We start from the raw sequence: 19,018 nt of genomic DNA, 5'->3' as shown, positions 1-19,018 counted from the left end.
GGCGTCAGCGCGACATGGTAGGAGCCTGCCGGGCCATTCACGAAGGTCCCCGTTTGGATTCCCCCATGAAAAGACTCCTGCTGCCGTTGTTGATGACAAGCATGGCCTGTACCCAGTCCACTCCTTCTGACCCCGTCGAGACGGCCCAGCGCCGTGATGCCGTCCTGACGGACGCGCAGATTGGGAATGCCTGGAAGGACCCACCCCTGCCGTACCGGACCGTCTCCTTCACCTTCGATGACGGTCCGGATGACAATCCGGAGGCCAGCTTCAATACCAGTTGGCAGATCGCGAACTACCTGCAGCAGCAGGGGATTCGCGCGACCTTCTTCATCAACGGGTGCCGCATCGACGCGGGTTGTCCGCGGTTCGACGGCGACCTGGGCAACACCACCTATCTGTCCCAGATTGTCGAGATGGGCCACCGGGTGGCCAACCACACGTATGACCACGAGGCGCTCACCAACCCTTCGCTGGGGGCCGCGGGGCAGATCGCCGAGCTGAAAGTCAACCAGGCCATCCTGGACCCCTACATCACGGATGGCATGTTTCTCTTCCGGGCCCCGGGCGACAACTGGGGGCAGTCCCCCACCGGTGGAGTCCACGCGTGCGACGGCTCCTCCTCGATCGCGAACAACGTCCGGAGCGACCCCGCGCTGTCCAAGATGAGTGGCCCTTTCTGTTTCGACTGGGACGCCCACGATTGGGCTTGCACGAATGACGATTTGACGCCGGAGGCCTGCGCGGACCTCTACGTCGCCAAGAGCCTCGAGCTGGATCCTGCTGGGGACAGGACGGTGAACGGGCTCGAGCGAGGCATCATCCAGATGCATGACTTCAATCCCACGGGGGACATCGCTGGGACGGACTGGGCCTACCGCTTCGTGGTGTCCCTGGTCGGAAAGCTCAAGGCCGTGTCTGGCGCCCCGTACGTCTTCGTCCCGCTCGACGCGCATCCCGGCGTCCGGGGAATGTTCAGCTTTCCCGCTCCGACCCAATGGACCACGACCTACCTGTCCGACTGGGAGACGTGGAACAGCGACGTTGGCTACTACGGGACGGTCCGGCTGGGTGACATCAATGGCGACGGCAAGGCGGACGTGTGCGGGCGTGGCTCCGGGGGGATTCGGTGCGCGCTGTCGCTCGCGGACGGCTCCATGGACACCGCGACCAACTGGCTGAGCCTGGTGGCCGACACGGATGGCTACAAGCCGGCCCAGTACAGCACGACGTTCCAGTTGGCGGACATCGACAATGATGGCAACGCCGATGCTTGCATCCGTGCCGTGGTTGGCTACCTGTGCTTCAAGTCGAACGGAACGACGGCGTTCGCGACGTCGGCCTGGAACGCGGCTGAGTTCTCCAATGCGAACGGGTGGAATGCCTCGGAGGCGCTCTATGGCTCGATCCGGATCGGGAACGTCGACGGGGACATCGATGGCTATGCCGACATCTGTGGCCGGAACGCGGCGGGTGAAATCGTGTGCAGCCTCTTCAATGGGACGACCTTCGAGGCCGCGACGTCCTGGAGTTCGGACTTCACGGCCCCGTCGTGGGCCCTGGCGAAGCACGCCACGACGTTCCAGTTGGCGGACCTGGACAACGACGGCAAGGCGGACATCTGCGCGCGTGGGGCGGACGGCATGTGGTGTGGACGGTCCGAGGGCGTCCCCACGGGCTTCGCGACGGCGTCGCGCTGGACGCAGATGTCCTTCGATGACGCCCAGGGCTGGGGAACCCTGCCGTCGCGCTACAAGTCCATCAAGCTCGGCGACGTCGATGGAGACGGCAAGGCGGACGTCTGCGGCCGGCACTCGACGGGGCTGGTCTGTTCTTTCTCGACAGGGACCTCCTTCAGGAACTACCGCTACGTCACCAACATGCACTTCGCTGACTCCGGAGGGTGGTCCGCCGAGGAGTACGGCTCGACGCTCGCCCTGGGAGATGTCAATGGCGATGGCCGGGCGGACCTCTGTGCTCGCGCGAGCACGGGGTTGACCTGCACCCTGGCCCCCATGCTTCTGGCCACCTACAACACGACGCGACAGACCGGGCTGTGCTCGACGGCGCAGGCCTCCTGCGACTCGGGGATGTTCTATGAGGGCCGGGGGACGGTGTATCCGGAGGCCCAGCAGCCCAACACGCTGCAGGGCACTTGCGCGGATGGCACCGCGGTCACCACCGTGGGCACGGACGTCACGGGCGGCTACCTCAAGGATGGCTCGGTCGAACGCGTCCGGGTGATGACGCTCGACAAGACGCCGTTCGCCTCGGGGAAGACGGTGCGCGTGGAGGTCAGCGCCTTTGCCTCGGGCACCGGGGAGCAGTTGGAGATCTTCACCGCGGCCAACGCCGCCAGCCCGACGTGGGTGAGCCTGGGCGCGACCACCCTGTCGAGCGCGGGGTATGCGTGGGTGACGCGAACCTACACCCTGCCCTCGGGCGCGCAGCAGGCGGTGCGAGCCGTCCTCCGCTCCACCAGCCTCTCGGGTGCATGCCCCGGTGGCGGCTTCACGGACGTGGATGACCTCGCCTTCACGGTGCAGTGACGTGAACGACTGACCTACCAGAAGCGCCTGGGGCCGGAGTTCATCCCAGTCCCGGGTGCCGTTGGGAGGTGTGCCCTTCAGGCCGTGACTTCCGCAGGCTCCAACCGGCCCAACCCTGGCAGGAAGCGCCCCACCCGCGCCGCGTACTCGCGATACGCCGGGCCGTGCAGCCGCGCGAGGTGCTCCTCCTCCAGCCTTGCTTGAAGAGACACGAGTAGCACGTAGTCGGCGCACGCCATCCACGTCCACGCGCTCGGCGTCACGCAGGCCATCCCCACCACGACCCACAGCATGCCCGCGAAGATGGGATTGCGGACGACGGAGAACAGGCCGTCCGTCACCAGCGCCGTGGGCTCCCGGTCGATGCCAATGCGCCAGGACGCGCCCATCTGCACCTGGGCCACCAGCACGACGACGAGCCCCGCGAGCAGCACCGCCCAGCCCAGCCACCGGACGGCGTCCGGCACCGGCCACACACCGAGCCGCTCCGAGCCCAGCGCCGCGTACAACGCGCTCCAGGCCGTCAGGCCGAGGATGAACAGGCCCATGCACACGCCGATGACGCGCTGGAAGGGATTGGCGCGGCGGTGCAGCACGAAGGCAGCCTGGCCCGTGCGGCGGCGCAGCCGCGCGGTGGGCAGCACCATGGCGAAGAGGAGGAAGGCGACGGCGCTGGCGGGCAGCGCGAGGCGGTGGAGGGTTTCGGCGTCCATGAGAGGTCCTCGACGAAGGGGGCGAGCACCCGCCCGCCCCTGACGCCAGGGCTGACGCCCGGACTCCTCGCCGCATTACACCGGCTTTTGTCGGGCCTCTTCGGTGACTCGGGGACGCCCCGGCTCGCAGGCGCAGTCCACGCAGCCGTGGGTGCAGCAGGTGCCGCACAATTCGATGAGCCGACGGCCCAGGGCCTGCCGGGCGCGGTGCAGGCGGACGGCGGCGTTGTTCGCGGTGAGCCCTTCCTCGCGGGCGAACGTCGAGACGGGCGTGCCCTCCAGGTCCACGCGGCGGATGGCGGCCGAGTACTCCGGCTTGAGCGTGTCCGTCAGCCCCGCCACGCACGCGCACACGGAGGACTCCAGCGCCTCGGCATCCTCGGTGGAGCGGGGAGCCTCGGCGTCCTCGACGGCCAGGGCGCGCTCCTCCCTGCGGGCGCGGCGGTGGCGGTCCACCAGGACGTTGCGCAGCAGCCGGTAGAACCAGGCCACCGCGCTCTCCTCGTCGCGCAGCCCCTCGCCCTTCTCCAGCCCCTTCACCAAGGCGAGCTGGAGGACCTCCTCGGCTTCCTCCGGGCTGCCCACGCGCGGGGCCAGGAACGCGAGGAAGCGGCGCCGCTGGGCGACGAGGGTCTCCATGACGCGCGCGTCCAGGCTCATGCGGGCTTCAGCCTACCGCCTCGCGCGCGAGCGTCACGGCGGGCAGTTCGTCCTCGGTGGTCGTCGTCCGAGGCTGACGGAAGTAGATGCGCTCCATCAGGCGGCGCTGGTGCACCAGCGGCTTGTCGTACCGGTCCAGGCGCATGCCCCTGTGGCTGTAGGGCGTGTCCGCGACGGTGGGGATGAAGCGCGCGTCGTCGACGACCTCCCAGCGGGTGAGCTCCATGGCCACTCGGGCCGCCACCGGCAGGAAGGGCTTGAGCAGCGGCTGCACGCAGCGCAGGAAGGAGAAGACATGCAGGCGCGTCGTCTTCGCCGTCTCCGGCACGAAGAAGATGTTGGCGCGGGTGATGAATGGACGCTGCTTTCCGGAGGGCGCCTCCCAGCTCACGGTGTACTGGCTGTGCACCGGGTCGAAGCGCGTCACCCACTCGTTGCGGAACAGGTCGCCGTCGCGCACGCCCAGAAGCTTCATGAGCGGCGCGGGCCGCTGGGGGGCGCGATAGAAAACCTCCGTGTGGTCCTCGAGGTTGTGCGCCTCGAACTCCACCTGGCCCGCGTGAGGGTCATCCCAGCCCAGGCGGGTGTGGACGTAGGGCGTGTGCTCGTCCTCGCTGAAGTTGTCGAGCGCGACATGCAGCGGCGCCTCGAAGAGCACGGAGAAGCTGCCGCCGAAGAGGTAACCGTCGTTGGCGGGCAGCTCCGGCAGCGAGGACAGCGGGGTGTCGCGGTGGGCCAGCCACAGGTAGCCCCGGTGCTCCACCACCTGGAAGCTCTTCACGTCGCAGTGCCGCAGCTCCGGCTGACTGGGATTGGCGCCCTGTCCCTGCGCGTCGAAGCGCCAGCCATGGTACGGGCACTGGAGCCGACCATCCGCGCGCACGCGGCCCTTGGACAAAGGCGCGAAGCGGTGGGGACACGCATCCGCGAGCGCGGCGGGACGCCCTTCAGCGTCCCGGAAGAGGGCATAGGCACGACCGGCCACCTCCACTCGCATGGGTTTCTTACGGAGCGCGGTGGCTGGGAGCACGGGATGGAAATGACGGAGGACGTCGGGCAGTGGCTCCATACTTTCCAAGTATAGCGAGCGACTCAGGACAGGGGAGGAAGGCGCTCCAGCAACCGTCGCAAGTCGGGCTGAAGCTCATCCGGTGTTTCACCGGCCAGTTCCTCCACGGGGTGAGTGCCCCAGGTGACACCGTAGGTGCGCAGTCCGGCCGCCTTGCCTGCACGCAGGTCCAGGGTGGTGTCACCCACCATCCACAATCCGCCCGTCTCCAGCGCGGCGAGGGCGCGGTGGAGCACGTCGGGTGCGGGTTTGTGCGGAAAGTCATCCGTGCCCTGCACATGGTGGAGCACGGAGCCCAGGCCCATGGCGTCCACGAAGCGGCGGGCCATGGGGCTCTTCTTGGTGGTGGCCACGGCCAGCAGGTAGCCGCGCTCGCGCAGCGTGCCGAGGGCCTCCAGCACACCGGGATAGGGGCGCGAGCGGTTCATGTAGTTGAGGGGGTAGTGCTCGCGATAGGTGGCGCACAGCGCGGGCACGTGCTGGGGCGCGAACTCCGCGTACATCAAGTCGAGCGGGTAGCCGATGAGCGCGCGCACCTGGGCGTAGGTGGGGGCGGTGAGGCCATGCACGGGGAAGGCTTGCAGGAAGCTGTCGATGATATCCGGCAGCGAGTCCACCAGCGTGCCGTCGAGGTCGAAGAGGATTCCACGGGAGTCAGCGCGGCTCATGCGCTCCTGCATACGTGGTTCGTGCGCGCGCGGCACCTGTTCCCGACGTGGCCCTCGCGGGCACCCGGCCTGGGAAGCGGACGGGTGCCCGGGAGGGAGGCCGTCACCGCCCCGAGCGTCCGCCGATCTCCGGGAAGCGCTCGTAGGCACTCAGGAGGGCATTGAGGTGGGCTGGGTCGTCGAGGTCGAGCGGCGCATCCGTCAACCCGACCACCCATCCTCCCGTCGTGGTACGCCGCGCCCGCGAGAGCAGCGCCGCGTCGCGCATCGGGTCTGGAAAACCGATGGCCTGTGCGGCGGCGGCCGACCAGTAGCTCAGCCAGCCCAGCCGATGCGGAATCTCCGGTGAGCGAAGGTCCTTGGGCAGCTTGAGCGCTGGGAGCCCGCGTGGCGGTGGCTGCGGATTGGCCGCCCAGTTCTTGGTCTGGCGCGCGATCTCCACCCCCGCGCGGAACGGCGTCACATGTCCCCAGAACGCGCGAGCGGCCTCCGCGACCGCCGCCAACATCTCCGCGGCCTCCGCGATGCTGGCGCCATTCAGTGGCAGTGCGGCATGAACCTCGAACAGCGGGTGCCCTGCCGGCCCGAAGTCCTTCGGTAGCTCCAGGCCGTAGAGCGTCACGAGGTCGCTCTCACCGCCACCGTTGCAGACGAGCGGAAAGCCCGGTGAGTCCGACCTCCCCTGGGCAATCCACGCGTCGCGCTCTGGCAGTGACACGGGGTTTCCCTCGTCGGAGATCGTCCACTCCAGGCGCAGACCAGGAGACGTGCGCTCCATGGCGCGGACAACAGCCAGTGGGCGGTCATCACCGCGCATGAGGGCGGGGCCGTAGACGATGATGCCGAGGTCGTTGCGTTGCTTGGCCGTCATCTCTCTCAGCACCATTCCATGACGACGATGATGCCCTCAAGTTCTGGCGCTTCGACCTCCAGGGCATCTTTGTGCTCGGCGCTTCGCACGCCGATCCGGAAATCGAATCCGCAGGACAGAGCGAGGGCACGCTCTCGCCGCAGCTCCGCCACCTGTTTTCCAGGCACAATCCTCTGGAGGTAGACCGAGAACGTGTCGAAGTTGTCGGTCTTCACCTCCCACAACACACGCTCGCCGACTTGAAGGGCGTCGAAGCGCTTCCCGTTGACGAGCACATCCGAACCGGGGAATCCATTCCGAGGAACCCTGTCGGCGCACCGGTTGTGCAGGGCATCGCCGCCCAGGTGCGGCACGGGCCGGGGGGTGCAATCAGGGCGGTGCTCTTGCTCCAGGGAAACAGGGGGCACCGTGGGAGGGACGTCCTGTCCTGATGACTCGGGCTTCGGGCTTCGCTCCACCACGGGTTCCTTCGGCGAAGACCCTGTCTGGAACACAGGCTTCGCTTGCTCAGAATGGCCCCGTCGCAACTCGTAGGCATCCAGGGCTTCCTTGATGACGACGGCCACCACCACTGCACCGGTGATGATGACCGCGCCGACAACAATCTCCGGTGCCGCCAGGATGCAGATTCCGATTCCCATGGTTGCCGCCCCCACGGAGGCAATGGCGCACCTTCCCGTGGGGTCTTGAAAACGAATCCTCTCGTGGTCGAGCACGTGAAAACACTGCTCCACCATCACCGGCCACGGCTGGGAAGCCTCTTTGACGACGCACCGCCCCTCGTCGATCCAGGGCAGCGTCGCCGCCCTCTGGAGGTTGGCGAGCCTCCGGCTCCGGGGCACCAACGCGCTGGGGCTCGGCGCGGATGTAGCGCAGGAGGAGAGAAGAAGGAGCAGGAGCGAGAGGCAAGAGCGCAAACGCAAGGGCATGTCCTTTCGAGGACGCCAGAATGTCGCGGGGCAAGGCTGTGATTGCCGCCGTTCACTGGAGTTCGGCACGTGTTCCCGACGTGGGCCCTGACGGGCACCCGGCCTGGGAAGCGGACGGGTACCCGGGAGGGAGGCCGACACCCTCACCGTGCCGGTCACACGATGAAGATGTCGGCTTCGCGAGGCTCAGGGCGTGTAGAGCACCGCCGTGTTGAAGTAGGTGGTGCCATCGGCGAGCCCGCCTCCCGCGATGAGCACCTTCCCGGAGGGAAGCAGGACAGCCCGACCACCATACCGGACCGACGGCAAGCTCACGGAGTAGGCGGTGACACCTGTTGCAGGGTCGAACAACTCCGTGGTGAGCCCCACGCCTTCAAGGCCTCCCGTCAACATCAGGCGCCCCGAGGGCAACATGACCAGGTGCGCCCCACTCCGATTGTGATTCCACGTCCCCACACTCCGCTGGACGTTGAGCGCCGGGTCGTACTCCCACAACGAAGTGCCGACGTGCATCAGGACCTTCCCGGAGGGCAACAGGAACGCGTGTGTCCAGCCCCCGGTAAGCCCCGTCGCGGCGGCCCATGAGTTCGTGGCCACGTCATAGAGTTCGGCGATGGAGTTGCCCCCCGCAGCCAACACCTTGCCCGAGGGCAACAGGAGCGCGAAGTGGCCGCCCCGGCCAACCGCACTCGAGCTCGCGACAGGGACCCAGGAGTTCGTCTCGGGGTCATAGAGTTCGGGGATTCTTCCCCCTCCCGTGGGTTCAGCAGCGCCGCCGACGACAAGCACCTTGCCCGAGGGCAACAACGTCGCGGTGTGCGATTGCCGCTCGAAGGTCATCGAGGCCATGGCCGTCCAGGCGTTCGCCTGAGGGTCATAGAGGTCCACCTCACGCATTCCGTTCCCTCCATGCGTGGTGGTGAGCCCCCCCACCACCAGGACCTTGCCTGACGGAAGCACCGTCATCGTGTGGCCGATGCGCCCCCTGCTCATCGAGCCCGCGGCGCTCCACGCTCCCGTATCTGGAGCGTAGAGTTCCGCCGAGGCCAAGGTGCTACCGATGGCATTGTAGCCCCCTGCCACCAACACCTTGCCCGACGGGAGCAGGAGCGCTTTGTAGCTAATGCGCGTCGTGAGCATGCTGCCCGTGGCATCCCACCGCGCCACCGTGCCGCTGCCACAGTCCGGCCCATTGACCACGCTCACGCTGAACGTGTGCGCCACGGAGAAGCCGCGCACGTTGGTCACCGTCGCCGTGACGGTCGGCGCGCTGCCCGTCGCCACGCAAGCCGGCGCCGTCCAACGGACCTCGCTGGACGTGAAGCCGTTCGTCGCCGTGCCCAGCGTCCCGACACTCGAAGCCCAGCCAAACGTGAGCGCCGCCCCATCTCCATCCTCCGCCAGCACTCGCAGCGTCACGGCCTCGCGGCCCGCCACCGTGTTCGCGGACTGGTTCGCCAGGACGATGCGCGGAGGAACGCTCGGGCCCGTGCCAGGCCCCACGCAGACGCGCAGCGTCCCCTGCCCTCGTCCACCCTTCGCATCCGACACCGCCACCGTGAGCGCGCAGTTGCCACACGGGTCTCCCGACGGCACGGCGCTCGGCGTGAAGGACGCCGACGTGGACGTGGGCTGCGTCCACGCGCCCGCGCACACCGTGGACCACTGATACGTCAGCGCATCCCCATCCGCGTCGACCGCGTCCACCGTGACAGTGGTGCTCTGCCCCACCGGCACCGGAGAACGCGTCACGGTGATTCCCCGCACCGTCGGCGCCATGTTGAACGCCACGCTCACACTCGCCCCGCCCGAGTTCGGCCCGCCATCCGTCGACATCGTGCGGACATCGATGCGCAGGCTCGTCGCCGCGCCGCGCGAGTCCGTGACAGTCAACGTCAGCGCGAACTCCCCGGAGACCTGCGGCGCCGTCCACGTCGTGGTCGACGTGCCCGTGGTGGTGAACACCCCACCCGTGGCGCTCCACGCATAGGAAAATGTGTCTGTCACATCCTTGTCGTGAGCCGTGGCCCGCAACACGATGTTGCCACCCGGCAACACCACGCTCGACGACGCCACCAACGAGTCGATGCAGGGCACCGTGTTGTCGAACGGCGCCCCCGTGGAGAGGGATTGCAAGGTGATGGCCACCACCGCCGTCTCACCCGCCACAATCGTGACACCCTCCGCCACGCCGCGATAACGCAGCGCGCCCTGTGAATCGAACGCCTCCGCGGTGAACGTCCGCGCGGTGCCGGCGGGAACCTGGTGGAACGACCCTCGCCACGCACCGGCGTCCTGGACCAGCGTCACCGTGGACGCAGGGACACCCGTGGCCGTCAGGGTGACGGTGACACGCGTGACGTCCTCTCCCGCGAGCGCCTCCGAGACAGCTCCCACGAACTCCACCGCGCCCAGCGACTGCACCTCTCCCGACGAGCCACAGCCCAGGGCGGCCCCCAGCATTCCGATGATGAGACAGGCCCAGCCCCAGCGCGTCTTGCCTTGCATTTGCATTCGAGCTTCCTTTTCCCAGCGTGAGCAGGAATCGGCCGGGCTCCCCCGACGAGAGGGGGCGCGAGGTGAGGGAAGGGAGACAGGCCGGTCATGAGCCCGCACCACCCCGAGGGAGGCAGGTGCGGGCCGACGAAGTAGAGCATTCCCGCACCGCCCCGGGTGACCTCATGCAAGACAAACAATGGATGTCAACCCCGACCCTCGCATGACAAGGATTGACCCATGGGACAAGACAGCCTCACTCCCGGTGCTACACTCGAGTCAACCCGAGGTCTACAGGGGGAAGGACCTGACATGCGACTCGATATCTTCTCGGAGATGCAGCACCCGAAGGAACACTGGACCCAGCCGGACCATGAGCATCGGCTCATCCGCGAAACACTGGAGCAGGCGCGGCTGGCGGATGAGATGGGCTACGGCGTCTGGTGGCAGGTGGAGCATCACACCGCGGTGGAGTTCAGCTACAGCTCCGCGCCGGAGGTCATGCTCACCGCCATCGCGATGGGCACGAAGAACATCCACGTGGGCCACTCGGCCGCGCTCGCGCCCGCGCGCTTCAACCACCCCATCCGCATCGCCGAGCGCTCCGCGTTCATCGACCACCTGAGCGGCGGCCGCTTCCAGCTCGGCATGGCCCGCAGCACCATCCCCGAGTGGCGCGTCTTCAACATCGACGCGGACGCCACCCGCTCACAGATGCAGCAGGCTTTCGAGATGGTCCCGAATCAGCGTCATCCCCAAGCCCTACCGCAAGCCGCACCCTCCCCTGTGGCAGGCGTGCTCCAGCCCCGCGTCCTTCGAGCAGGCGGGACGCAATGGCGTGGGCGCGCTCGGCGTGACGCTGTGGGCGTCTCCGGAGCAGGTGGGAGAGATGATTCACATCTACCGCGAGGCGCTGAGGACGCGCTGTGAGCCCGTGGGCGAGTTCGTGAACAACCAGGTGGCCTTCTTCACCTTCGTGCACTGCGCGGACTCGGAGCGCGAGGCCATGGAGAACGGCGCCGCCCAGGCCGCGGCCTGGTACACCAACGGCTCCTTCACCTTCTTCGAGGCCAAGGATTTCTTCGTCAAGTCGGCCGCGGAGCTGGAGGCGCTCGCCAGGGACCCCGCCGGTGGCGGCCTGACGGGCCAGTACCTGCGCGGCAAGGACCCGAACGCCCCCGTGTCCAAGGCCCAGCGCATCCTCGGCCGCATCATGTCCGGCGAGGACGTGCCCCACGAGCAGGTCTGGGAAGTCTTGAGCGCGCAGGACTCGCTCATCGTCGGCACGAAGGACCAGGTGCGGCAGGGCCTCAAGCGCTACGAGTCGCTGGGCATCGACGCCCTCATGTCCTTCCACCAGGTGGGCGCCCTCTCGCACGAGGCCGTCCTCAAGAGCATCCGCCTCACCGGCGAGCTCATCCCCGAGTTCAAGACCCCCGCCCCTCCCTGAACCCCAGCCGCAACGACAGGCCCCTTCCCCGCTTCCCAGCCGCGCCATCGTGCGCACCTTGGGGAGCGGGGTTTGTCCGACGGGAGGGGATGGGGATGAGGGTCAGCCAGCTGACACTGGGATGGGGCCTTGCCTGCGCGCTGTGGGCGTTCAGCCCCGCATGGGCGGCGAACACGACCTCGCCCGCCAAGAAGGAGGGCGACCAGGGGAGCGGCGACACCGTGCGGCACGCCACGCGCCGCCCGAAACAATTCTCCCGGGAGTGGCACGTGAGCACCTCGGGCTCGGACACGGCGGCGGGGACGAAGCAGGCGCCGTTCCGCACCATCGGCCGCGCGCTGAGAGTCGTAAGTCCCGGCGAGGCCATCCGGGTCGCCTCCGGCGAGTACGCGGAGGGCCTGCTCATCGACAACGCGGTGAAGGCGGGCCGCGCGGATGCCCCCATCACCCTGGTGGGCGAAGGGCGACCGCGCATCGTCCCAACACCGAAAGGCGGCACGCTGGTCCAGGTGCGCAAGCCCTACTGGATTGTCGAGGGCTTCGAAATCGACGTGCGCGGCCAGCCCCGCTTCGCCGTCCTCTTCGAGGGCAACACCACGGGCTCCGTGCTCACCGGCAACGACCTCCACCACGGCACCCTGGGCGCCGGCATCGCCACCTACGGCGGAGCCCGGGACGTGCTCATCGAGAACAACCACATCCACGACTTCCGCAAGCAGCCCAAGGGCGACTCGCACGGCGTCGTCATCCAGGCCACGTCGCGCGGAATCACGGTGCGCGGCAACGACATCCACCACAACTCAGGGGACTCCGTGCAGTGCCTGCTGCCGGACAAGAAGGAAGACGCTCCGGCGAGCGACATCCTCATCGAGAACAACCTGCTCCACGACAACGACGAGAACGCCGTGGACATCAAGACGTGCCATCGCGTCGTCATTCGTGACAATACGATGTACGGCTTCCGCAAGTCTCCCACGTCCTCCGGAGAGGCCGTCGTCATCCACTACTCCGCGCGGGACGTGCGCGTGGAGGACAACACCATCCACGACGCGGGCCGGGGCATCTCCGTGGGGGGCTCGCGAATCGGCGACCAGCCCAGCCCCGTGGGCGTGGTGGTGAGCGGCAACGTCATCCGGGACATCACCCAGAGTGGCGGGAGCGACGGCACGGGCATCCGCGTGGAGAACTCGCGCGAGGTGCAGGTGGTGGACAACGCCATCTCCGGCACGCAGGGCTACGGGATGATGCTCGGCCTGGGCTCCAACGGCGCGCCCAGCGAGAACCTGACGGTGCGGGGCAACAGCATCCAGGGGCGCAGGCTGGTGCGCCTGGGGCAGCGGCAGCACCGGCCCGGCCTGAAGATGGACCGGAACCGGTACGGCTCCAACGGGACGTTCAAGATGGACCCCCAGGAGGAGACGAACCTCACCGACTGGCGCAAGTCCTCCGGCGTGGACCAGCAGTCCACCCCGCTCCAGTGAGCCCCAGGTCCCCTTCCGCTCGACGAACAGCGGAAGGGGCCTGCTTCACCGACGCTCAGGGCGTCTCGTCGGACGGCACGTCACCGGTGAGCACGCAGATGAGCGCGTCCGGGTCGCACTTCACGGGGAACAGCGGGTTGATGCCGGAGCCGCGCAGCCGGCCCACGGAGTAGTCCGCGTACGGGTCGCACTTCGTCTCGTCCGGCGCGCCCTTCGTCGCACAGCCCACCACGGGCCAGATGCCCTTGGCCTGGTACGTCGCCGTGCAGCCGTTCTCCGTGTAGGTCAGGTCCGCCTTGAACTGCGTGCCCGGAATCCCAGGCGTGTTGTAGATGCGCAGGTTGGACCACTCGTAGCGGAAGCTCTGCGCGGGCAGCGTGGCCGTGGCGGGCACGTCCAGCCGCGTGGGGCTCAGCTGGGGCACGTCGCAGAAGTTGTCCGCGCCGGGCCCTTCGCTCGAGAACGGGCCCACCGAGAACGGCGTGTGCGAGGGGTCCGGGTCCGGCCGGTCCTCCTCGAAGTCCGCCACCAGTTCGCCCAGCCGCTCGCTGCGCACCGCGACGGTGTCCCGCGCGTTGGGGTCCTGGCTGTAGTACTTCTGCAGGCCCAGCGGCTCCGGCTTGAGCTGTGCGCACTGCTGGTCCGGATTCTGTCCGGGCAACAGCGTGTACACGGTGGCGAACGAGCCGATGGAGCCGTCGCTCACCGCGCGCGCCACGACACACTGCGGCTCCGGGTCCTCGACGCCACAGCCAGCGAGCAGAACCAAAGCGGCGACGCCGGGTCCCCATCCCATCCAACGAGTCTTCATGGGTGATTGTCCTTTCATGGTGGGGGCCTAGAAGCTGAGCTTCGCGCCCAGACGGACGGAGCGCGGCGCCTGGTAGGCGGTGGGACGCTTGAAGTTGGGGTTGATGTCGGAAGTCGTGATGGGCAGGTTCGTCGCCGTGGAGATGACCTTGCAGCCCGGGTTGTTGGCCGTGAGGCACGCCGTCAAATCCTCCGGCTTGCCGCCCTGCTCAATCGCATAGACGCGGGTGAAGGTCAGCGTCTGGTCCACCGCGGTGTACTGCTGGAAGTTGAAGAGGTTGAACACATCCAGCGACAGGCTCAGCGTGTAGTCCTTTGCCAGCTTCTGGCTGACGCCCACGTGGGTGTCGAGGTTGTGGACCCAGGGCAGCCGGCCGGCGCTGCCGCGCGGCAGGATGAACGTCTCGGAGCCGCTGCGCCGGGGGTGCGCGCCCAGGTAGTTGAGCGGCGTGCCGGAGCGGCTGCGGTAGCCACCGCCAACATTGACGCTCGTCGTCCGCGTCACCTGGAACTCCCGCGCGCCGAACACCTTGATGGCGTGCGTGCGGTCACCGGGCAGCGGACCGTCGCGGTTGGTGGTGAGCGACAGCAGGTCGAAGTCGCGCGTGAGGTTGGGCGACAACTGGCCCGTGTCAGCGCGGAACAGGCCGGAGTAGTTGCCGCGCAGCTGGGACCACGTGTAGCTGGCCTGGGCCAGCCAGCCGTCGGAGAACGCCTTCTGGTAGTACAGGTTCACCGCGTCGTACTTGCGCACCGCCTCCGGGAAGTCCGTCGAGTACCCCTTGCCCGGGTTGCCCAGGAAGAAGGTGTTGCCGTCGTCACGGCTCATGTCCTCGATGACGTCGTTGAGCTGGCGGCGGGTGTACGTCAGGCCGAAGCGGCCGAGCAGCACCTCGTACTCGCCACCCACCATGATTTCGTCCGCGGACTGGGCGCGGATGTTCGGGTCCACCGGCACGCGGTCTCCACCCTGCGCGTCCCAGGCCTGGTTGGGGCTCTCGCTGTTGCCGATGAGCTGACGGTTGCGGCTGGCCACGCAGTCCGTCACCAGCGAGTTGCGGTCGTCGGGGCGGCACGGCGGCGAGTCATACGTGGCCGACAGGAGCTGCTGCTGCGGGAAGGACAGGTCCGCCATGTCCAGCGGCACGTTCTCGAAGAAGCGCGCGAAGTTGACGAACAGCTTGGAGCGCCCCTGCTGGGTGAAGTCGTAGACGGCGCCCACGCGGGGTGACCACTGGTTGGGCAGGTGCAGGCCCACCTTGTCGTCCAGGCCCCACAGCGTCTGCACGTCGTAGCGCAGGCCCGCGTTGAGCGTGACGGTGTCCATGATGGACCAGCTGTCCTGCACGAAGCCGCCCACCGTCATCGACGTGGACGTGCCTTCCTTGCTGGCCAGGAACACCGGCGAGTCCGGCCCATCCAGGTAGCCGTACTGGTTCAGCGTGTAGAAGCAGTCGCCGCCGGTGCACTCCTGCCAGGGCGTGCCGCCGGTGCGCGCGCGGTTGTTGTAGAAGCTCATCCGCTCCGCGTCGAAGCCCGCCTTGACGATGTGGTGGCCCAACGCCTGGAACAGGTACGTGCCCATCACCTTGCCCTGGACGCGGTCCAACTCCTGCTCGCTGATGGTGCCGGGGCCACCCGTGGAGTAGGCGGTGACGGGACAGTTGCGGCGCTGCTCGGCCTCCGTGGCGCCACAGACGGACGGGTCCAGCAGCGACTCGAACTCGGTGATGGTGTGGGGGCCGGGGTTGCGCGTGCGGCGCCAGGCGATGTTCGGCCGGGAGGACAGGCCCGAGTCCGACAAGAGCCCGGAGCCATCCGACGGCAGCTGGCTGTCCGACTGGTGGTGCCAGCCGACCGTCGCGTCGACGAGGAACTTCTTGTCGAAGAAGGACGAGGACTGCTTGGCGACGATGTCCATCACGCCGTTGGAGCGCCGCGTGGCGATGGAGTCGTAGGTGCCCTGGACGTAGGCCGTGCAGGACAGGCCCACGCAGACCTCCGGGTCACCGTCATCGCTGAAGGCATACTTGCCGTCGCCGCCGGAGGAGCGCGGCGTGCCGAAGACGGAGAGCGACAGGTTGTGGTCCGGGTTGAAGAGGTACGTCAGCTTGCTCATGTACTGGATGCTGCGCTCGTCCGCGAAGCGGGTGGTGCGCGAGCCTTCAATCGGCGTCACCTGACCGAAGCCCGTCTCCGGGTCCCTGCGGCGCTGGCCCACCGTGGCGCAGCCGATCGCCGGGTCCACCTCCGTGCAGAAGTCCAGCGTGCTCAGCTGCCGGTCCACGCGGATGCGATTGAACGACGGCGCCACGCCCACGTAGAACCAGAGCTTGTCCTTGAGGATGGGGCCGCCCAAATCAAAGCCGAAGTCACCCTGGTTCCAGGGCTGACCCTGCGCGGAGATGACGGTGCCTTCCTGGCGGACCACCGTGCCGTTGCGCTGCAACGCACCGGGGGCCATGTTCGCGAACACCGAGCCGTGGAACTCGTTGGAGCCGGACTTGGTGACGACGTTGAGCACGCCACCCGTGGAGCGGCCGTACTCCGGCATGTAGCCACCGGTGATGACGTTGACCTCCTGGACGAACTCGACGGACAGCGGCGTGCCCAGCGTTCCCACGCTCGGGTCATTCACCGACAGGCCATCCACCACGTACTGGCTCTCCGGCGAGCTGCTGCCGCTGACGCTCACGCCGTAGCGGTCCTCCGTGGCGCCCGGGGCCAGCTCCGCCAGCGACTCGAAGGAGCGCGACGCGGAGCCCTTCGTGCCGGGGCGGATGACGGCCATGGTGCGCAGGAAGTCCGCGTCCACGCTCAGGCCCGTCGTGCTGGAGCCCACGTCCACCGTGGGCGCCGCGCTGATGGAAATCTCCTCGCCGAAGGCCGAGGGCAACAGCTGGATGTTGACCCGGATGGTGCGGTCCAACCGCAGGACGATGTCGGCGCGCACGAAGGGCTCGAAGCCCTCGCGCTCCACGCGCAGCGTGTACGTACCCGGCGGCAACTGGGCGAGCCGGTACTGGCCGCTCGTATCCGAGACGACCACCCGCTCACCCTGCAGCTTCGGCGACGTCGCCGTCACGACTGCGTCCGCGAGCGAACGCTTGTCATCCGCGCTGGTGATGGTGCCGGTGATGACCGAGACGCCCTGCGCGAATGCCCCCGCGCCAAAGAGCAGGACCGCGAGACACAGCCCGCGAGCAAGACCTACACGTATGGACAAAGCTGACTCCCTCCCGTGATTCAGGGAGCACTCTGTCTCAAGACACGAGAAAGCAACAATCCCTAATTAAACAGTGCGGATTGGCGAGCCGCGCCATGCGCGCTAGGGGGCGCAGGCGGCGGTTGCCTGCTCCAGGGAGCGATCAAACGCCAGCCGCAGGAAGGCATCCAGCGGGGCTCGGCCCTTCTCCACGCGGCTGCGCAGCACGGCGCCCTCCCAGGCCCCGAGCATGAAGGTGGCGAGCATCTCTGGAGCGACGTCCTTGGCGACCTCTCCGGAACCCTGCGCCTCGAGCAGCACTTCCTCCAGGCGCGAGGACCACTCGGCGAAGGAGGCCGCCACGCGCTCGCGGATGAGGGGGCTGTGGTCGGCCAGCTCCGCGGCGAAGTTCGCCAGCAGGCAGCCGCACTCGAACCTGCCCGCGACGAGCACCTCCACCTGCGCGGCGAAGTAGGCGCGCAGCCGTCGCAGCGGTGTGAGGGACGTGTCGCGCAGCAGCGACAGGTCCGCGCTGCTGGCGCGCATGTACTGGTCCACCACCGCCGCGCCCAGCGCTTCCTTGCTTTCGAAGTGGTTGTAGAAGGAGCCCTTCGGCACGCCGGCCGCGTCGGTGATGTCCTGCACGCCGCAGCCGTTGAACCCTTGAGTACGCAGGGTCTCCAGACCGGCGGCGAGCAGCTTGTCGCGAACGCTGGCTCTCGGCATCGCTCCCTTTTAGGGCCCGTGCCCCGGGCCGTCAAAACCCGCCTCGAATTCGCTACAACCCCATGATACTCCACGGCTTTTCATTGAATATGACCAGTCGTCTTGAATCCACGGAGGTCGCTCGCTAGCCTGCCGGCCGGGAGCGGAGCCCGGACTGGCGCGGCGCCGCCCCGTCACCTGCGGAGGAGTGGAGCGATGGGCAAGTCGAGCGTGTCGGACAGGATTCGGGTGGGCATCATCGGGGCGAGCCCGCAGTGGGGGTGGGCGACCTACGCGCATCTGCCCGCGCTGCAGTCCCTGCCGGGCTATCGCGTCACGGCGGTGAGCACCACGCGGCAGGTGAGCGCGGATGAGACGGCGCGCCGGTTCGACGTGCCGCATGCGTTCGCGAGCTTCGAGCCGCTGGTGGAGCATCCCGAGGTGGACCTCGTCGTCGTCTCGGTGCGCGCGGCCGAGCACGCGCGGTTGGTGCGCGCCGCCATCGCCGCGAAGAAGAACGTGTTCTGCGAGTGGCCGCTGGGCGTTTCGGTGGAGGAGACGACGGAGCTGGCGGCGCTGGCGCAAGCGGCGGGGGTGCGCACCGTCATCGGGCTTCAGCGTCGGCTGGCGCCCGGCGCGCGTTATCTGAGGGATTTGCTCCAGGAGGGCTACGTGGGGCAGGTGCGCTCCGCGACGCTCCAGGTGTCCACGGCCATGCTCGGGCACACGCGGCCCAAGGCGTATGACTACACGGCGGACGCCACCAAGGGGGCCAACGCGCTGGCCACCATCACCGCGCACTTCCTCGACACGGTGCTGGCGGCGGTGGGGGATTTCCAGAGCGTGGCCGCGCTCGTCACGCGCCAGTTCGAGCACACCACGCTGGCGGAGACGGGCGAGGTCATCCCCGTCACCGCGCCGGACCAGGTGCTCATCACCGGCACGCTGAAGAGCGGCGCGGTGCTGTCCGCCCATGTCGAGGCCGGCAAGCGCAATGGCGGCGTCATCGGCTGCACCATCACCGGCACCGAGGGGGACCTGTACCTGTCGCAGGACCTCACCGTGTCCGGAGCGCGAGGCGACAACCAGCCGCTCCAGCCGCTGCCCACGCCGGAGAAGTACCTCCTGAGCGCCAAGGGCGCGCTGACCGACGACGCGCACCAGACGGCGCAGCTCTACGCGGCGTTCGCGAAGGACGTCGCGGAGGGCACGTCGCTCGCGCCCGGCTTCCAGCACGCGGTGAAGCTGCACCGCTTGCTGAACACGTTCGCGGAGTCGTCCGCGTCGGGACAGCGGCGGACGCTGTAGCGGAGTCGTCCGAGTCGGGACAGCTGCGGACGCCGTAACGGAGTCCTCCGCGTCGGGACAGCGGCGGACGCCGTAGCGGAGTCCTCCGTGTCGGGACAGCTGCG

Annotated in this window: 14 protein-coding genes and 1 pseudogene; 5 read left to right on the top strand and 10 right to left on the bottom strand. The window is 68.1% G+C overall.

Annotated features, from left to right (window positions below; all coding sequences use genetic code 11):
• Positions 1-65 precede the first annotated feature (65 nt).
• On the top strand, positions 66-2,549 hold the full coding sequence (locus HUA75_RS16080) for an FG-GAP-like repeat-containing protein (RefSeq protein ID WP_174486881.1): 2,484 nt from the start codon (positions 66-68) through the stop codon (positions 2,547-2,549).
• 77 nt (positions 2,550-2,626) lie between these two features.
• Here HUA75_RS16080 and HUA75_RS16075 read toward each other — a convergent pair whose 3' ends face one another.
• The 7 genes from HUA75_RS16075 to HUA75_RS16045 all read right to left on the bottom strand — a co-directional run bounded on the left by HUA75_RS16075 (position 2,627) and on the right by HUA75_RS16045 (position 9,973).
• A complete protein-coding gene (locus HUA75_RS16075) occupies positions 2,627-3,262 on the bottom strand; it encodes an isoprenylcysteine carboxylmethyltransferase family protein (RefSeq protein ID WP_141640522.1) in 636 nt (211 codons plus the stop codon).
• A gap of 75 nt (positions 3,263-3,337) precedes the next feature.
• Positions 3,338-3,922 (bottom strand): RNA polymerase sigma factor, encoded by a 585-nt coding sequence (locus HUA75_RS16070; RefSeq protein WP_141640521.1) that lies wholly within the window; start codon positions 3,920-3,922, stop codon positions 3,338-3,340.
• Positions 3,923-3,929: 7 nt separating this feature from the next.
• Positions 3,930-4,991: a Rieske 2Fe-2S domain-containing protein gene (locus HUA75_RS16065; RefSeq protein WP_174486880.1), complete on the bottom strand. Its 1,062-nt coding sequence runs from the start codon at positions 4,989-4,991 to the stop codon at positions 3,930-3,932.
• Positions 4,992-5,014: 23 nt separating this feature from the next.
• Complete coding sequence (locus HUA75_RS16060; RefSeq protein ID WP_141640519.1) at positions 5,015-5,659, bottom strand: HAD family hydrolase; 645 nt, start codon at positions 5,657-5,659, stop codon at positions 5,015-5,017.
• Positions 5,660-5,762: 103 nt separating this feature from the next.
• On the bottom strand, positions 5,763-6,530 hold the full coding sequence (locus tag HUA75_RS16055) for a DUF5953 family protein (RefSeq protein WP_141640518.1): 768 nt from the start codon (positions 6,528-6,530) through the stop codon (positions 5,763-5,765).
• Positions 6,531-6,535: 5 nt separating this feature from the next.
• On the bottom strand, positions 6,536-7,246 hold the full coding sequence (locus tag HUA75_RS16050; RefSeq protein WP_371746120.1) for a DUF6310 domain-containing protein: 711 nt from the start codon (positions 7,244-7,246) through the stop codon (positions 6,536-6,538).
• Positions 7,247-7,645: 399 nt separating this feature from the next.
• On the bottom strand, positions 7,646-9,973 hold the full coding sequence (locus tag HUA75_RS16045; protein ID WP_174486879.1) for a kelch repeat-containing protein: 2,328 nt from the start codon (positions 9,971-9,973) through the stop codon (positions 7,646-7,648).
• 222 nt (positions 9,974-10,195) lie between these two features.
• Here HUA75_RS16045 and HUA75_RS46735 point away from each other — a divergent pair.
• The 3 genes and pseudogenes from HUA75_RS46735 to HUA75_RS16035 all read left to right on the top strand — a co-directional run.
• Positions 10,196-10,621 (top strand): annotated as a pseudogene (locus HUA75_RS46735) (LLM class flavin-dependent oxidoreductase); the annotation flags it as partial.
• Between the two features lie 76 nt (positions 10,622-10,697).
• A complete protein-coding gene (locus HUA75_RS46730; protein ID WP_371746129.1) occupies positions 10,698-11,405 on the top strand; it encodes an LLM class flavin-dependent oxidoreductase in 708 nt (235 codons plus the stop codon).
• 95 nt (positions 11,406-11,500) lie between these two features.
• Positions 11,501-12,886, top strand: coding sequence for a nitrous oxide reductase family maturation protein NosD (locus HUA75_RS16035; protein WP_174486878.1), 1,386 nt, complete (start codon positions 11,501-11,503; stop codon positions 12,884-12,886).
• A 55-nt stretch (positions 12,887-12,941) separates the two neighbouring features.
• Here the strand turns inward: HUA75_RS16035 and HUA75_RS16030 are convergent, their stop codons facing one another.
• From HUA75_RS16030 to HUA75_RS16020, 3 genes are all read right to left on the bottom strand, one after another.
• Positions 12,942-13,697, bottom strand: a complete 756-nt coding sequence (locus HUA75_RS16030; protein WP_141640514.1) for a hypothetical protein — start codon at positions 13,695-13,697, stop codon at positions 12,942-12,944.
• A gap of 27 nt (positions 13,698-13,724) precedes the next feature.
• Positions 13,725-16,922, bottom strand: a complete 3,198-nt coding sequence (locus HUA75_RS16025) for a TonB-dependent receptor (protein WP_174486877.1) — start codon at positions 16,920-16,922, stop codon at positions 13,725-13,727.
• Between the two features lie 102 nt (positions 16,923-17,024).
• A complete protein-coding gene (locus HUA75_RS16020; RefSeq protein WP_141640512.1) occupies positions 17,025-17,627 on the bottom strand; it encodes a TetR/AcrR family transcriptional regulator in 603 nt (200 codons plus the stop codon).
• A 195-nt stretch (positions 17,628-17,822) separates the two neighbouring features.
• Here HUA75_RS16020 and HUA75_RS16015 point away from each other — a divergent pair, with 195 nt between their 5' ends.
• Complete coding sequence (locus tag HUA75_RS16015) at positions 17,823-18,914, top strand: Gfo/Idh/MocA family protein (RefSeq protein WP_174486876.1); 1,092 nt, start codon at positions 17,823-17,825, stop codon at positions 18,912-18,914.
• Positions 18,915-19,018 lie beyond the last annotated feature (104 nt).

It is taken from the genome of Myxococcus sp. CA040A (assembly GCF_013336725.1).
In the GTDB taxonomy this organism is placed as follows: domain Bacteria; phylum Myxococcota; class Myxococcia; order Myxococcales; family Myxococcaceae; genus Myxococcus; species Myxococcus llanfairpwllgwyngyllgogerychwyrndrobwllllantysiliogogogochensis.
The sequence above is the reverse complement of the archived record's forward strand: the minus strand, read 5'-3'. Positions and strand labels throughout refer to the sequence as shown.

Bases quoted from the DNA above. Each gene is read 5' to 3' on its own strand.
- HUA75_RS16080 (WP_174486881.1), top strand. From the start codon at position 66: ATGAAAAGACTCCTGCTGCCGTTGTTGATGACAAGCATGGCCTGTACC.
- HUA75_RS16075 (WP_141640522.1), bottom strand. From the start codon at position 3,262: ATGGACGCCGAAACCCTCCACCGCCTCGCGCTGCCCGCCAGCGCCGTC.
- HUA75_RS16070 (WP_141640521.1), bottom strand. From the start codon at position 3,922: ATGAGCCTGGACGCGCGCGTCATGGAGACCCTCGTCGCCCAGCGGCGC.
- HUA75_RS16065 (WP_174486880.1), bottom strand. From the start codon at position 4,991: ATGGAGCCACTGCCCGACGTCCTCCGTCATTTCCATCCCGTGCTCCCA.
- HUA75_RS16060 (WP_141640519.1), bottom strand. From the start codon at position 5,659: ATGAGCCGCGCTGACTCCCGTGGAATCCTCTTCGACCTCGACGGCACG.
- HUA75_RS16055 (WP_141640518.1), bottom strand. From the start codon at position 6,530: ATGACGGCCAAGCAACGCAACGACCTCGGCATCATCGTCTACGGCCCC.
- HUA75_RS16045 (WP_174486879.1), bottom strand. From the start codon at position 9,973: ATGCAAATGCAAGGCAAGACGCGCTGGGGCTGGGCCTGTCTCATCATC.
- HUA75_RS16035 (WP_174486878.1), top strand. From the start codon at position 11,501: ATGAGGGTCAGCCAGCTGACACTGGGATGGGGCCTTGCCTGCGCGCTG.
- HUA75_RS16030 (WP_141640514.1), bottom strand. From the start codon at position 13,697: ATGAAGACTCGTTGGATGGGATGGGGACCCGGCGTCGCCGCTTTGGTT.
- HUA75_RS16020 (WP_141640512.1), bottom strand. From the start codon at position 17,627: ATGCCGAGAGCCAGCGTTCGCGACAAGCTGCTCGCCGCCGGTCTGGAG.
- HUA75_RS16015 (WP_174486876.1), top strand. From the start codon at position 17,823: ATGGGCAAGTCGAGCGTGTCGGACAGGATTCGGGTGGGCATCATCGGG.